Source organism: Demetria terragena DSM 11295, assembly GCF_000376825.1.
Lineage (GTDB): Bacteria > Actinomycetota > Actinomycetes > Actinomycetales > Dermatophilaceae > Demetria > Demetria terragena.
In genome coordinates this window covers 444070-458063 of the sequence record NZ_AQXW01000004.1, presented here as the reverse complement: position 1 = coordinate 458063, position 13994 = coordinate 444070, and the positions used below count along the sequence as shown (strand labels likewise).

General features: G+C 64.3%; 14 protein-coding genes. 8 read left to right on the top strand and 6 right to left on the bottom strand.

Annotated features, from left to right (window positions below):
* The first annotated feature begins 19 nt into the window (after nt 1-19).
* From rapZ to F562_RS0106295, 8 genes are all read left to right on the top strand, one after another.
* A complete protein-coding gene (gene rapZ / locus F562_RS0106330) occupies nt 20-907 on the top strand; it encodes an RNase adapter RapZ (RefSeq protein ID WP_018156096.1) in 888 nt (295 codons plus the stop codon).
* Nucleotides 904-1851 carry a gluconeogenesis factor YvcK family protein gene (locus tag F562_RS0106325; protein ID WP_018156095.1) on the top strand — a complete coding sequence of 316 codons (948 nt, stop codon included), beginning with the start codon at nt 904-906 and terminating at the stop codon, nt 1849-1851. The genes rapZ and F562_RS0106325 overlap by 4 nt, the downstream gene beginning before the upstream one ends.
* Before the next feature lie 130 nt (nt 1852-1981).
* Complete coding sequence (whiA, locus tag F562_RS0106320) at nt 1982-2962, top strand: DNA-binding protein WhiA (RefSeq protein ID WP_026181056.1); 981 nt, start codon at nt 1982-1984, stop codon at nt 2960-2962.
* 120 nt (nt 2963-3082) lie between these two features.
* A complete protein-coding gene (gap, locus tag F562_RS0106315; RefSeq protein ID WP_018156093.1) occupies nt 3083-4087 on the top strand; it encodes a type I glyceraldehyde-3-phosphate dehydrogenase in 1005 nt (334 codons plus the stop codon).
* A 2-nt stretch (nt 4088-4089) separates the two neighbouring features.
* Nucleotides 4090-5286: a phosphoglycerate kinase gene (locus F562_RS0106310; protein ID WP_026181055.1), complete on the top strand. Its 1197-nt coding sequence runs from the start codon at nt 4090-4092 to the stop codon at nt 5284-5286.
* 1 nt (nt 5287) lies between these two features.
* Nucleotides 5288-6091, top strand: a complete 804-nt coding sequence (gene tpiA, locus F562_RS0106305) for a triose-phosphate isomerase (RefSeq protein WP_018156091.1) — start codon at nt 5288-5290, stop codon at nt 6089-6091.
* 94 nt (nt 6092-6185) lie between these two features.
* Nucleotides 6186-6431: a preprotein translocase subunit SecG gene (gene secG / locus F562_RS0106300; RefSeq protein WP_018156090.1), complete on the top strand. Its 246-nt coding sequence runs from the start codon at nt 6186-6188 to the stop codon at nt 6429-6431.
* Nucleotides 6432-6479: 48 nt separating this feature from the next.
* Nucleotides 6480-6830 carry an RNA polymerase-binding protein RbpA gene (locus tag F562_RS0106295; RefSeq protein WP_051080157.1) on the top strand — a complete coding sequence of 117 codons (351 nt, stop codon included), beginning with the start codon at nt 6480-6482 and terminating at the stop codon, nt 6828-6830.
* 53 nt (nt 6831-6883) lie between these two features.
* On the opposite strand, the gene F562_RS0106290 is transcribed toward F562_RS0106295, so the two are convergent.
* The 6 genes from F562_RS0106290 to F562_RS0106265 form a co-directional block, all read right to left on the bottom strand.
* On the bottom strand, nt 6884-7918 hold the full coding sequence (locus F562_RS0106290; protein ID WP_018156088.1) for a hypothetical protein: 1035 nt from the start codon (nt 7916-7918) through the stop codon (nt 6884-6886).
* Between the two features lie 211 nt (nt 7919-8129).
* Nucleotides 8130-8690: a Rossmann-fold NAD(P)-binding domain-containing protein gene (locus tag F562_RS18270; RefSeq protein ID WP_211206435.1), complete on the bottom strand. Its 561-nt coding sequence runs from the start codon at nt 8688-8690 to the stop codon at nt 8130-8132.
* A 181-nt stretch (nt 8691-8871) separates the two neighbouring features.
* Complete coding sequence (pgl, locus tag F562_RS0106280; protein WP_018156086.1) at nt 8872-9612, bottom strand: 6-phosphogluconolactonase; 741 nt, start codon at nt 9610-9612, stop codon at nt 8872-8874.
* Nucleotides 9609-10742: a glucose-6-phosphate dehydrogenase assembly protein OpcA gene (locus F562_RS0106275; protein ID WP_018156085.1), complete on the bottom strand. Its 1134-nt coding sequence runs from the start codon at nt 10740-10742 to the stop codon at nt 9609-9611. Before F562_RS0106275 ends, pgl begins: the two co-directional genes overlap by 4 nt.
* A 55-nt stretch (nt 10743-10797) precedes the next feature.
* A complete protein-coding gene (gene zwf, locus F562_RS0106270) occupies nt 10798-12342 on the bottom strand; it encodes a glucose-6-phosphate dehydrogenase (RefSeq protein ID WP_018156084.1) in 1545 nt (514 codons plus the stop codon).
* Entirely contained in the window at nt 12339-13985 is a 1647-nt protein-coding gene (locus F562_RS0106265) for a glucose-6-phosphate isomerase (protein ID WP_156822724.1), read from the bottom strand. Before F562_RS0106265 ends, zwf begins: the two co-directional genes overlap by 4 nt.
* Nucleotides 13986-13994: the final 9 nt, after the last annotated feature.

Below are 13994 nucleotides of genomic sequence, written 5' to 3'. Positions count from 1 at the left end.
GCCTGGCGAAAGGGCCGACATGCACGAGCAAGGCGACGACCGCGTCACCAGCGAACTCCTCATCGTGACGGGGATGAGCGGCGCAGGTCGATCGACGGTAGCCAAAGTCCTGGAGGACGCCGGTTGGTATGTCATCGACAACCTTCCGCCCCAAATGCTGGTGCCGATGGCCGAGCTGTTGGAACGTGACGGAGTCGGCCAAGGCATCCGCCTCGCGGCGGTCGTCGACGTCCGCAGCAGGGCGTTCTTCACCGACTTCCGCGATGGGCTCGATCGACTCCGCGACCACGGGTACTCACCGACCGTGGTGTTTGCCGATGCGACCGATGAGTCGCTGGTACGCCGCTTTGAGTCCGTTCGCCGACCTCACCCACTGCAGGGCGAGGGGCGAATGCTCGACGGCATTATTCGCGAGCGCGAGATGCTGCGCGACCTCCGGTCCACTGCCGATCTGCTCATCGACACCAGCGGTCTCAACGTGCACCAGTTGTCCGCCAAGATTCGCCAGTTGGTCGGTTCCGAGGAGCGAGTGCCGCTGCGCATCGCGGTGATGTCTTTCGGCTTCAAGTACGGACTACCCCTCGATGCCGACCTGGTTTTTGACGCGCGGTTCCTGCCTAATCCCTACTGGAATCCTGAGCTTCGCCCCTACACAGGTCAGGATCAGGTGGTGTCCGACTTCGTGCTGGCCCAACCCGGTGCGGAGGAGTTTGTCGAGCGAGTCCTCGACCTGCTGAAGCCGATGACCGCCGGTTATCACCGTGAGGGTCGGTCCTATGTCACGCTCGCCGTGGGGTGCACCGGCGGCAAGCACCGGTCGGTCGCCATGGCTGAGGAGTTGACGAAGCGCATCGCGAGTTCGGAGATCGGCACGGTTGTGGTCCACCGGGACCTGGGCCGCGAATGACGACCCGGCGACTCCAGGTGGCCGCGTTGGGTGGTGGCCATGGCCTGGCCGCGTCCTTGGGAGCCCTCCAGCACGTGACGGATGGAATCACTGCGATCGTGACGGTCGCCGATGATGGTGGCTCCAGTGGGCGGCTACGCAATGAGTTCGACATTCTCCCGCCGGGAGATTTGCGGATGGCGTTATCGGCGCTTTGCAGCCCAACCGACTGGGGTGTGCAGTGGCGAGATGCGTTGCAGCACAGGTTCCCTGGGGAGGGAGAGCTTGGCGGTCACGCCCTTGGCAATCTGCTGATTGCTTCGCTGTGGGATCTTCTTGGCGATCCAGTCGCGGGCCTCGATCTGGTCGGGCGACTGCTGGGTGTGCGCGGGCGCGTGCTCCCCATGGCCATCGAGCCCGTACGCATCGGTGGTCTCGTCCGCGGTCATGACCCGGAGCGACCGCACGAGGTGCAAGAAGTACGTGGCCAGGTCCAGTTGGCGGTGAGCCCCGGTGCGGTCGAGAGCGTCTATCTCGAGCCGGACCCACCCGCGGCTTGCGCCGAAGCTGTGCAAGCGATCTACGACGCCGATTGGGTGGTGCTCGGTCCCGGTTCGTGGTTCACCTCGGTGATGCCCCACCTTTTGGTGCCTGAACTACGAGATGCGTTGGTGCACACCAAGGCTCGTCGACTCGTCACCCTCAATCTCGTACTCAACCAAGGTGAGACCGATGGCTTTTCGCCCTCGGATCATCTCGACGTCCTCACCCAACACGCGCGTGATCTTCACCTTGATGTGGTCCTGGCTGACGAGAAGGCCGTGGGTTCGGCGGCCGCCGAGCTGAGGGAGTCCGCTCAGGCTCACGGAGCTGAGGTGGTGCTCACCGATGTGGCGGATCCGGATCGGCCCGTGGCGCACGACACTCTTCGCCTGGCCGCCGCATACCGTGACGTGATGGGCTAGGCACGAGACCGTCTCGGGCGGGCGGTGGTGCGGCACCTACCGACGAGTTTGTTCGGCGTGGCGCACTACAGTGTCGGGACTGGCGACCGGCAGAGGCGTTCAGGGTGTTTTTTCGAAAGGTATGGATTTCATGGCCATGACGGCGAAAGTCAAGGACGAGTTGAGTCGGGTCACCGTCACGAAGACTTGCTGTCGTAAGGCCGAGATTGCCGCGGTCCTGAGGTTCGCTGGCGGGCTGCACATCGTGGGTGGCCGCATCGTGATCGAGGCCGAACTCGATACCGCCCAAGCGGCCCGGCGGTTGCGGCAGGCCATCGCGGATGTCTACGGCCACCCGAGCGAGGTCATGGTCTTGTCTGGGTCGGGGATCCGCAAGGGCACCCGGTATGTCGTCCGGGTCACCAAGGAGGGCGAGATGTTGGCCCGACAGACGGGGCTGGTGGACCCGCGAGGACGCCCGGTGCGCGGTTTGCCGCCCAAGGTCGTCAACGGTTCGGTGTGTGACGCCGAAGCCGCGTGGCGAGGTGCCTTTCTCGCTCACGGCTCCCTGACCGAACCCGGTCGTTCCTCTTCCTTGGAGGTCACCAGCCCAGGTTCGGAGGCAGCGCTTGCGCTGGCAGGAGCAGCCCGACGCTTGGGAATCCAGGCCAAGGCGCGGGAGGTTCGCGGTGTCGATCGAGTCGTGATCCGCGACGGCGATGCCATCGGCGCCATGCTCACTCGGCTCGGTTCTCACGAGGCCGTCTTGGAGTGGGAAGAACGACGTATGCGCCGCGAAGTCCGGGCTACTGCGAACCGGTTGGCCAACTTTGATGACGCCAACTTGCGCCGCTCGGCTCGCGCCGCAGTCGCCGCGGGCTCACGCGTCGAGCGCGCGCTGGAGATTCTCGGTGACGAGGTACCAGACCATCTCGCTGAGGCAGGCAAGCTGCGGTTGGAGCACAAGCAGGCGAGCCTGGAGGAGCTGGGCCAACTCGCTGACCCGGTGATGACCAAGGATGCGGTGGCAGGGCGGATTCGGCGGCTCCTCGCGATGGCTGACAAGCGCGCAGAGACCGATGGCGTGCCAGGCACGGAGGCCAATCTCACACCGGACATGCTCGAAGACTGAGCGGCGAGTTCACCCAACGAAACGCCTTAGCGCGCCCCTCCGTGACCTCCACTAGGCTCAGGGGCACGAACGCTGCGTCGACGGCGCGGCATCCTCTTCAAGTTCGGAAGGACCCACATCGTGACTGTCCGCGTGGGCATCAATGGCTTTGGCCGCATCGGCCGCAACTTCTACCGAGCGGTGCTGGAATCTGGCGCTGACATCGAGGTCGTGGCATTCAACGACCTGGGTGACGACGACACTCAAGCGCACCTGCTGAAGTACGACTCGATCCTGGGCCGACTTGGCCGCGACGTTGAACTGGTCGACGGTGGGATCAAGGTTGGCGACTCCGTCATCAAGAGCTTCGCCGAAAAAGACCCGGCCAACTTGCCGTGGGGGGACCTCAACGTCGACGTCGTGATTGAGTCGACCGGTTTCTTCACCGACGCCGAAGCTGCCAAGGCGCACGTGACCGCTGGCGCCAAGAAGGTCGTCATCTCGGCACCGGCCAAGAACGAAGACGTGACCATCGTGATGGGTGTCAACGACGACTCCTACGACGCTGAGAAGCACACCATCATCAGCAACGCGTCCTGCACCACCAACTGCCTCGGCCCGATGGCTAAGGCACTGAACGACGCGATCGGGATCGAGAAGGGTCTGATGACCACGATCCACGCGTACACCCAGGACCAGAACCTGCAGGACGGCCCGCACAAGGACCTCCGCCGGGCCCGTGCTGCGGCGATCAACATGGTGCCGACCTCCACTGGCGCCGCCAAGGCGATTGGCCTGGTGCTCCCCGAGCTCAAGGGCAAGTTGGACGGCTTCGCAGTACGCGTCCCGGTGCCCACCGGCTCGGCAACGGACCTCACCTTCGTGGCCAAGAAGGACACCACGGTTGAGGAAGTTAACGCGGCCGTTAAGGCAGCTGCTGACGGCCCACTGAAGGGCTTCCTGAAGTACACCGAGGACCCGATCGTCTCCTCGGACATCGTCACCGACCCGCACTCGTGCATCTTTGACGCCGGTCTGACCAAGGTCATCGGTGACCAGGTCAAGGTCGTCGGCTGGTACGACAACGAGTGGGGCTACTCCAACCGTCTGGTCGACCTCGTCAACCTGATTGGGTCCTCGAAGTGACGCTGCGCACCATCGACGACCTTGGTGATGTTCGTGGTCAACGTGTGCTGGTGCGCAGCGACCTCAACGTCCCGATGGACGGCACCCGCATTACCGACGACGGCCGCGTACGCGCTTCAGTCCCGACGCTGCGGCGTCTTCTCGACGCTGGTGCCCGAGTCATCGTCGCCGCGCATCTTGGCCGACCCAAGGGAGAGCCCGACGCGCAGTACACCTTGGAGCCCGTCGCGCAGCGCTTGGGTGACCTGCTCGGGCAGCCGGTGGCCTTTGCCACCGACACGGTCGGTGACTCGGCGCGCTCCACCGTCGGTGGGCTTGCCGACGGCGAGATCGCGGTTCTAGAGAACCTTCGGTTCAACGCCGGGGAGACCGCCAAAGAAGACCAAGTGCGGGACGCCTTCGCGGAACAGTTGGCCGCATTCGCCGATGTCTTCGTGAGTGATGGATTCGGTGTGGTTCATCGCAAGCAGGCGAGTGTGTTCGATATCGCCGACCGGCTCCCGCATGCCGCTGGCGGATTGGTGCAGGCGGAGGTCGAGGTGATGGCGCGGCTGGATACTCCAGAGCGCCCCTACGCCGTCGTCCTCGGTGGTGCCAAGGTCAGCGACAAACTCGGCGTCATCGCGAACCTGCTCAAGACGGCAGACCAATTGCTGATCGGCGGCGGCATGGTGTTCACTTTCCTGGCCGCTCAGGGCCACGAAGTGGGCAACAGCCTGCTGGAAGCCGATCAGATCGACACCGTCAAGGGTTATCTGGCCGAGGCGAAGGAGCGCGGAGTCGAGATCGTGTTGCCCACCGACATTGTGGCGGCGAGCGCATTCAGTGCTGACGCTGAGCATGATGTTGTGGCTGCGCAGGAGATCCCCGCTGACCGGATGGGTCTGGACATCGGACCCGAATCAGCGAAGGTCTTTGCTGATCTGGTTCGGAAGGCGCGGACGGTTTTCTGGAATGGCCCCATGGGTGCCTTCGAGATGGCTCCGTTCGCGGCCGGGACCAAGGCTGTTGCCGAGGCGTTGGCTGAGGCCACCTCTGGGGGAGCCGTCACGGTCGTCGGCGGTGGTGACTCGGCCGCGGCCGTCCGTGACCTTGGCTTTGCCGATGAGGACTTCACCCACATCAGTACCGGTGGTGGGGCAAGCCTTGAGTACCTCGAGGGCAAGACCCTCCCAGGTCTGACCGTTCTGGAGGCATGAGATGGCTGACCGTACCCCGCTGATGGCGGGCAACTGGAAGATGAACCTCGACCACGTCCAGGCGACCCATCTGGTGCAAAAGCTTGACTGGACGCTGCGCGATGGGCGGCACGATTTCGCGGCCGTCGAGGTTGCCGTGGTGCCGCCGTTCACCGATCTGCGCACCGTCCAGACGATGATCGACGGGGACCGGCTCAAGGTGGTCCTGGGTGCGCAGGATGTGTCGGCACATGACAGCGGCGCCTACACCGGTGAGATTTCGGGCGCGTTCCTGGCCAAGCTCGGTTGCACCTACGTCGTCGTCGGGCACAGCGAGCGACGGGAACACCACGGTGAGACCGATGAGGCCGTGAATGCCAAGGTCGCCGCGGCCTACCGGCACGGCCTTACGCCCATCCTGTGTGTGGGTGAGCCTCTTGAGGTCCGCCAGGCTGGTGACCAGGTGACTCACGTGCTGACCCAGACTGACGCGGCCCTCGCAGAGATCACCGCCGAGCAGGCCGCCTCAATCGTGATCGCCTACGAGCCCGTGTGGGCGATCGGTACGGGCGAAGTCGCCACACCGGATGACGCACAGGAAGTTTGTGCGGCGATTCGTGGACGCCTCGCGGAGCTTTATGACGCCGACCTTGCGGCAGGGGTTCGGGTGCTTTACGGCGGCAGCGTGAAGGCAGCGAACGTTGCGGGGATCATGGAAAAGCCGGATGTCGACGGGGCACTCGTGGGCGGTGCATCCATTGATCCGGCGGAGTTTTCGTCGATCTGTCGTTATCGCAGCCACCACGGCGGCGACGCAGCATCCTGATCTGGACGCATACCGTGTAACCTGAAGCGGTTGCCGTGCCTGTGGCACGGCAACCGCTTCGAAACGCTCAACGACTTCCTAGGTGGCATCCGTAGTGGACGTAGCCCGTATCGCACTTCAGGTCCTGCTGGTGATCAGCAGCCTGTTTTTGGTGTTGCTCATTCTCATGCACAAGGGCAAGGGAGGTGGCCTCTCCGACATGTTCGGTGGTGGTGCCTCCAGCAGCCTGGGCAGTTCGTCGATGGCGGAGCGCAACCTCAACCGGTTCACCATCGGAATAAGCCTCATGTGGGGCGCCACGATCCTGGGTCTTGGCTTGCTTGACCGTTTCGTCGCCTAAACCTGCCTCACTACTCGAGCCCGTCTCGATCTCAAAGGAGCACCCACCATGGCTGCTGGACATGCGATTAAAGGAAGTCGTGTTGGCGCCGGACCGATGGGGGAGGCCGAGCGCGGCGACGCTGTGCCACGAGTCGTCGTCTCGTACTGGTGCGCTAACGGTCACCAGACCCGCCCGAGTTTCGCTCAGGAACCAAGCCTTGCCATCCCTGAGCACTGGGACTGCCCGCGATGCGGGTTCCCGGCGGGGCAGGACGAGCAGAACCCGCCTGCCCCGACCCGCGCAGAGCCTTACAAGACCCACCTTGCCTATGTGAAAGAGCGCCGCTCCGACGAGGAAGGTGACGTCATTCTTGATGAAGCGCTCTCCTCGCTGCGCGGACGCGGCCTGATTCAGTAGGCCCCCCGCGTTCTGCCCACTGGCGACTGACCGCCAGGTTTGACGACGGGGGCTCAGGTTCCGTCGACCACTTTGGCGCTGGTGACCCTTCCGTCAAATACGGTGCCGAGGCCCGCGATCCGGGTGCTCTTTCCGTTGCTCAGGTCGTAGCGGATCAGATCCCCGCCATCGGGGCTGTATTCCGGATCAGCCCCGGTGACGAGGTAGATGGAGTTTCCATGTGCACCAGCCATTTTCGGGCATAGATCTTTCGTGCCTCCCGGGACCGCTTTGTCACCTTTAGGCCCGGTGTAGAGATACGAACTGCACAGCACGCTGTCGCCAACGGACTGGTCGACGACGTGTCCGCCAGTGACCGTGTACGAATTTCCACCCTTGGTGGTGAGCCGGGTCAGCGTGCCGGATTCCTGGAAGCTGTACGCCGTCGCCCCGGTCATCGACCCTTGGTCACAATTCACTGCTGCCGCGCCTGAGCCAAGGTGCCCGGTTGCTGTGCAGCGCGTCTTGCCAGCAGGTAAGGGCGCCGAGGTAAAGACCTCGCCGTCGGGGGCCGAGCGCATTTGGAGGCCTGAGGACGTCGTGGTGTAGAGCTTTGTTCCGTCATGGGTCGGCTCGGCTGAGGTGATGCCGCGCGGAAGTGTCGACGTCACGGCGCCGGAGCGGGAGTAGACCTGTGGCGCCTGCGTGCTGCGCGTCACGAGGACTCCGCCACGGACCAGCTTGGCGTCCGTCCCGTTCGAAACCCGAAGGTAGGTCGGCTTCTTTGCGGCCGTATCCCAGATGGTGATGCGCAGTTCGGCGCTGGCGGTGGTGAACCCTGTGACCACGGTGCGCGCATTGGTCGAGACATCCAGGACGTCCGCTCCTGATGAGACGTCACCGATGGTGGTGTGCGCACCGGATGGTGCGACGACTTTCAGCGAGTGATTGCCGCCCTGGTCAGCAATGAGTGCTGTGTACCCGAACGCCGTGTCGGCGTTCGGCGGCGGAATGATCGTGTCGGCCTGGGCCGGTGCATTCGCCGCTCCGACGATCGCACCGCTGAGCGCGATAGTGACGAGCCCGTGGCGAAAAGTGTTGTTTGTCATGATGTTTCCCCTGAGTCTGGCGACGCTGTTCGTCGCACTAGAGACAGAGTGACCGAGACGGACCTGGCGCCCTATCGGCCTCAGGACGAAATGTCCACGGAGGGGTCCTAGGACCTGCGATCGGCCGGACCTGCGGGTTAAGGCTGTGCGAGCAGTTCCCGTTCGTCGGCCATCGATAAGCCTGCACGGCGAACACGCCTTGGGCCAGCCGTCACTTCCCAGGCGAGCACATCGCGCAGTGTTTCGGTGAGCGGGCGCGTCGCCCGACTAACGGGCCAGTGTGGTGGGCGACTTCGCGGGCCGATGCTAGATAGTCCCGGAGCGGCAGGATCTCACCGACCGCATCTGCAACGCCTGTTCGAGCGTCCTCGGCGCAGTCCACCAACCAGGACGCAAGGTCTCGCACGTCGAGTTGCTGAGTCAGCAAACTAGGCTCATCTGGGATGAGCACAGATCCGTCTTCGGTGGCTGGATAGGCAAAACGCAACGGCCAGTAGCCTGTTCGACCACTAGCATCACCGGGCCCGGCGATCAGCCCGGCTCTTGCGATGAGCAAAGCCTCTGAGCCGGCGGTGCCTAGAAGATGCTCTTCGCAGCTGCGTTTGCCCTCGCCATAGAGCTCGGGTGCCCAGTCTGTCGCGTCGGGGAGGGGGGCGCGCAACGTTGCGGATTCATCGGCGTACGGAGTCGACTCGTCTGCATACACATTGCTGGTGGACACGAACACCCAGTGGTTGACCCGGTCAGCGAGTACGTCGAGCGCCGTGCGCACGTGTAGCGGATCTCGTGCCACATCAATCGCGGCATCGAACGCTCCTTCGAGGCCAGCGTATCCATCTCTGCTCGAGCGGTCGCCCCGCACCAGCGTGGATCCCCCTGGAACTACACCAGATTCGCCACGCGCTAGGCACACCACCTCGTGTCCACGCGCGATAGCCGGCCATCGCGGTCGGCTACGTCTTCGCGTTCAACGCGGTGTGGTCGACTAACCACACCGTGGCCTCGGTACCGCGGGCGCCGACGGCAGGGATGTCCCAACGTTCGGTGTCCGGGGCGAGCGCGGCCGAGACGGCGGCCGCCTTAGCCTCGCCAGCCACCATGAACCACACCTGACGCGACCGATTGATGGCCTCGAAGGTGAGCGACACCCGCAGCGGTGGCGGTTTGGGGGAGTCGTGCACCGGCACCGCGATCTCACCGTCAATTCGCTGCGCTGGGTGGTGCGGAAAAAGCGAAGCAATGTGACCGTCGGGGCCTACGCCGAACATCGCAACCTCGAAGGCGCCAGCGCCGTGCGAGCGCAGCGACGCGCCGTAGACAGCGGCGGCTTCCTCCACCGACTCGGTCTCACCTGGGCCGGGAACCCGATGAACCCGATCGGGATCCAACCCGAGTTCGAGGAGGCCAGCGCGATCGTTCTGCGTGTCGTTGCGCTCGGGGTCACCCGCTGGGAGGTAGCGCTCGTCGCCCCACCACACCGAAACCCGCGACCAATCGACCTGATCGCGTTCGGGACGGCGCAACACGGCCGCAATGATGGCCGACCCCATCGACCCGCCCGTCAGTGCGATATGCGGTTCACGTCCGGCTCGTTGCGCCTCACCGAGACTCGTGATGAGACGCGCCGCGCCGGAGTCAGCGACCCCGGCTGCATCGGCGTTCTGCACGACCTCGGGCGCGGGTAGCGACGTCATCGTGTCTGCCCCGTGTTGTCGTCTCGTCGTGCATCGAGTTGACGTTCGGCGGCCTTCTTAACCTCGTCCTTCGTGGCATCGTGAGTCGGGGCGTCGACCATGGCATTCGCCGACAACCCTGATGAGGCACGGCGTACGGCGTCGCCCGCTTTGCGTGCGGCCTCCACGTCGGGGGCATGACCAGCGGCGACCGCTTGGGCCATCGTCGGCGTCTGAGTCGGCAGCGTCGACAGGCCTTTGAGCAACGTTTGCTCGTAGACCTCGTCTGAGTCGAGTCGGCGAATCTCCTCACCGAGGACCTCGACATCGGACGGCCGGCCCAGGGTCATGCGCCGAACAGGCTGCCCCGGCTGACTGAGGGTCGCGACTTTTGCCGAGATGCGTACTAGGTCGACGGGCCCGCTAGTACGACACAGGCGCACACTCCGAACCCCTTCACCTGCAGAGGTTTTCGCCCGTCGCACCGGACAACGAAGACGATTCGCCAGCCATGCCGCGAGCAGATCGGTGCTTGCCGAGTCGGACGCGCCCGTCACGACAGCCTCGGTGACAGGTTCGAAGGGTGCCTGATCGAGGGCCGCGGCGAGCAGCCCCCGCCAGCGGGTCAACCGGGTCCACGCCAAGTCGGTATCGCCCGGTGAGTAGGCCTTGGACCGCTGCGCGATAGCACGCCGTGGGTAACGCATCTTGGCCGTATCGGTGACCCGACGCTGGGCCATGGCGCCGACCGGTGACCGTGCCACGTCGTCGGGTGCCTCGCCCGGCCACCACGCGACAATGGGGGAGTCGGGCAGCAACAGCGGGGTGAGGACATTGCGTCCTTGATCAGCGAGCCGACCAAACAGGCGCATCACGACGATCTCGCTTGCGCCTGCGTCACCGCCGATCCGAATCTGGGCGTCGAGGCGGTCGGCTCGACGTGCGGAACCGCGCACGATGACCAAGATGCGACTCGGAGACTGGCGGGTTGCTTCACTGGCCACCTCCAGCGCCTGGTCAGCAGTCTTCTCGTCAACTTCGACGATCAGCGTGAGAACCCGTCCGAGGGTGACGGCACCCATCTCGTGGCGCAAACCGACCAGACGTTTGGAGATGTCCCGCGATGAGGTGTCGGGAAGGTCGACAATCACCGGGGTCCCCGATCAGTATCGGAGCGAGGAACGGGCGGAGAACTGAGTGGGGTGGTCAAGGCATCCTCCAGGTACGTCCGTCGTGGCGCATCATCTCGTCAGCACTGTGGGGACCCCAACCGCCCGATTCATACTGCTCCGGCTGGCCGTGCTTGGCCCAGTACTTCTCGATGGGATCGAGGATCTGCCAGGACAGTTCGACTTCCTCGTGCCGAGGGAACAACGGTGGATCTCCGAGCAGCACGTCGAGGATCAGACGCTCGTAGGCCTCGGGGCTGGACTCAGCAAAGGAGGACCCGTAGCCAAAGTCCATGGTGACGTCGCGCACCTCCATTGAAGTCGTGGCCGGCACCTTGGACCCAAATCGCAGCGTGATGCCCTCATCAGGCTGAACCCGAATCACCACGGCGTTCTGCCCGAGCTCTTCGGTTTCGTTCTCCGTGAAAGGCATCTGGGGAGCGCGCTTGAAGACGACCGCAACCTCAGTCACCCGCTTGCCGAGCCGCTTGCCCGCTCGAAGGTAATAGGGCACCCCAGCCCATCGACGGGTCGCGATTTCGACCTTGATGGCGGCATAGGTCTCGGTTGCGGAATCGGCTGGTATGCCGTCCTCTTCGAGGAATCCGGCGACCTGTTCGCTGCCCTGCCACCCGGCGGCATACTGACCGCGAGCCGTCGAGGAGCCGAGGTTCTTGGGCAGCCGCACAGCACTGAGGATCTTGCTCTTTTCGACGCGCAGTGCCTGCGGGTCAAAGTTGTTGGGCTGCTCCATCGCGGTCAACGCCAACAGTTGCAAGAGATGATTCTGGATAACGTCACGGGCGGCGCCGATGCCGTCGTAGTAGCCCGCGCGTCCACCAACCCCAATGTCCTCGGCCATCGTGATTTGCACGTGGTCCACGTAGTTGCTGTTCCAGATCGGCTCAAAGATCTGGTTGGCAAAGCGCAGCGCCAGCAGATTCTGAACGGTCTCTTTCCCGAGGTAGTGATCGATCCGGAAGACCGAGTCCGGGGGAAACACGCTCTCCACCACGTCATTGAGCTCGCGTGCGCTCTTGAGGTCGTGACCGAAAGGCTTCTCGATGACGACTCGCCGCCACGCATTCTTGGGTTTCTTCGACAACCCGGAGCGTTCCAGGTTTTCGCAAACCGTCGAGAAGAATTTGGGCGGGATCGACAGGTAGAAGGCGTAGTTGCCGCCGGTGCCACGATTGGCATCCAGTTCAGCCGCAGTCTCGGCGAGGAGTTCGTAGGCCGCAGGATCGTCGAATGTCCCTGGTACGAAACGAAACCCCTCGGCCAGGTTGCGCCAGACGTCTTCTCGGAATGGCGTCCGAGCATGCTCGCGCACGGCCTCGTAGACAACCTTTCCGAAGTCCTGGTCGGCCCAATCTCGTCGCGCAAATCCGATGAGGGAGAAGCCCGGCGGGAGCAGGCCACGGTTGGCGAGGTCGTAGATCGCTGGCATCAACTTCTTGCGTGCAAGGTCTCCGGTGACTCCGAACAGCACCAGCCCACAGGGTCCAGCGATGCGGGGGAGTCGCTTGTCTTCCTCGTCACGCAGTGGGTTGATGCCTTGCGCTACGCGCGCCGGCTTCACGAGGCGTGGGACGCTGGCGAGAGCGCCATCACGGCACGCATGACCTGAGCCAGGCCAGCATCGTGATCTCGCAGGTGCAGCCGCAGCACGGGCCGACCATGGTCGGCCAACACCCGTGCATCGCCGCCAGCTTGCGCGGCGATGAACTGCCCGAAGGTGAACTCCCGGCCTGGGACCGGAAGGTCCTCTCGCGGTTCAGTGGTCAGTTGCACGTAGACGCCTTCGGCAGCGCCGCCCTTGTGGTACTGCCCAGTGGAGTGCAGGAACCGCGGACCCCACCCAAAGGTCACCGGACGACCGAGGGCTGCTTCTAATGGCGTACGCGTGTCGGCCAGTGCCCGATCTGCGATCCGGTCGAGGTAGGCCATCACCGCAAGGTAGCCAGTCGGAGAGAGTTGGCCGACGAGGCGCTCCAACGCCTGCTCGACGGTCGCAGCGTCACCGAGCCACTCGCCGCCCAGCGCCCGAACCTCGATGGCTTCGTCCACAAAGGCCGGCTGATCGCCACTGCCTGCATCGCCGTCGAGCAGCTCGCGGGCAGCGTTCTTCGCGCTCTCGACATCGGGCTGGTCGAACGGATTGATACCGAGCAGGCGACCCGCCACCGCGGTGGCGACCTCCCACAGCATCAACTGCGCGCCGAGTGAACCCGAAACCTGGATTGCTGATGAGTCTCCGGACGGTGCCGGCGCTTCGACATCCTCATCGTCGCCCGCCGGTAGCAGGTAGACCCAGGAGGCATCGTCGGCTTGGCCGCCCTGTGGTGCCTCGTCGACGACTACGGGAAGAAGACCGGTGCCATTTTTGCCCGTGCTCTCGGCAATGAGCTGCTCGGCCCACTCGCCAAAGCCCTTGGCTTGAGTCCCGGCATCGATGAGGAGCACCTTGTTGCGTAGCGGCGCGGTGCCGCCCAGCGCTGAACCCAACCGAAGTCCTGGGTTGCTGGAGTCGTCGCTGGCCAACAGGTCAGTCACGGCTTCGGCTTCATCGAGCAGGCGCTCGATGTCGGCACCAGCAATACCGCTCGGTACGAGCCCGAAGGCGGTCAACGCCGAGTAGCGACCACCGACGTTGGGGTCGGCATTGATCACGCGATACCCCGCGGAACGTGCTTCGCCGTCGAGCGGGCTCCCCGGATCCGTGACGATCACGATGCGCTCGGTCGGGTCGATCCTGGCGTCGCGAAAGGCCTGCTCGTAGGCACGACGTTGGCTGTCGGTCTCCACGGTCGAACCCGACTTTGACGACACGACAACCACGGTGCGGTCAATCCGGTCCTGCAGGGCAGCGCGGACCATGTCTGGCTGGCTGGAGTCCAAGACCGTGAGCGGTACGTTCGCGGTCGCGCAAATGACCTCGGGAGCGAGCGAGGACCCGCCCATACCGCACAACACCACGTGGTCGAGACCCTTGTCTGCGAAATCGCTTCGTAGCGCTTCGATTTCGCCGCGTAGCGGACGCGAACTTCTGGCTAGGCCAACCCACGAAAGGCGCTTGGCGGATTCTTCCTCGGCCTCCGGGCCCCACAACGTGGCGTCCTGATCGAACAACTTGCTGGCAAAACCCGCGTCAACCAGGGTCGGTAGGTGTTGCTCGATGGCATCGCCGGCCGGTCCGGACGCCGAGACATCGAGTCCAATGATGTCGGTCAC

Bases quoted from the DNA above. Each gene is read 5' to 3' on its own strand.
- rapZ (WP_018156096.1), top strand. From the start codon at position 20: ATGCACGAGCAAGGCGACGACCGCGTCACCAGCGAACTCCTCATCGTG.
- F562_RS0106325 (WP_018156095.1), top strand. From the start codon at position 904: ATGACGACCCGGCGACTCCAGGTGGCCGCGTTGGGTGGTGGCCATGGC.
- whiA (WP_026181056.1), top strand. From the start codon at position 1,982: ATGGCCATGACGGCGAAAGTCAAGGACGAGTTGAGTCGGGTCACCGTC.
- tpiA (WP_018156091.1), top strand. From the start codon at position 5,288: ATGGCTGACCGTACCCCGCTGATGGCGGGCAACTGGAAGATGAACCTC.
- F562_RS0106295 (WP_051080157.1), top strand. From the start codon at position 6,480: ATGGCTGCTGGACATGCGATTAAAGGAAGTCGTGTTGGCGCCGGACCG.
- F562_RS0106290 (WP_018156088.1), bottom strand. From the start codon at position 7,918: ATGACAAACAACACTTTTCGCCACGGGCTCGTCACTATCGCGCTCAGC.
- pgl (WP_018156086.1), bottom strand. From the start codon at position 9,612: ATGACGTCGCTACCCGCGCCCGAGGTCGTGCAGAACGCCGATGCAGCC.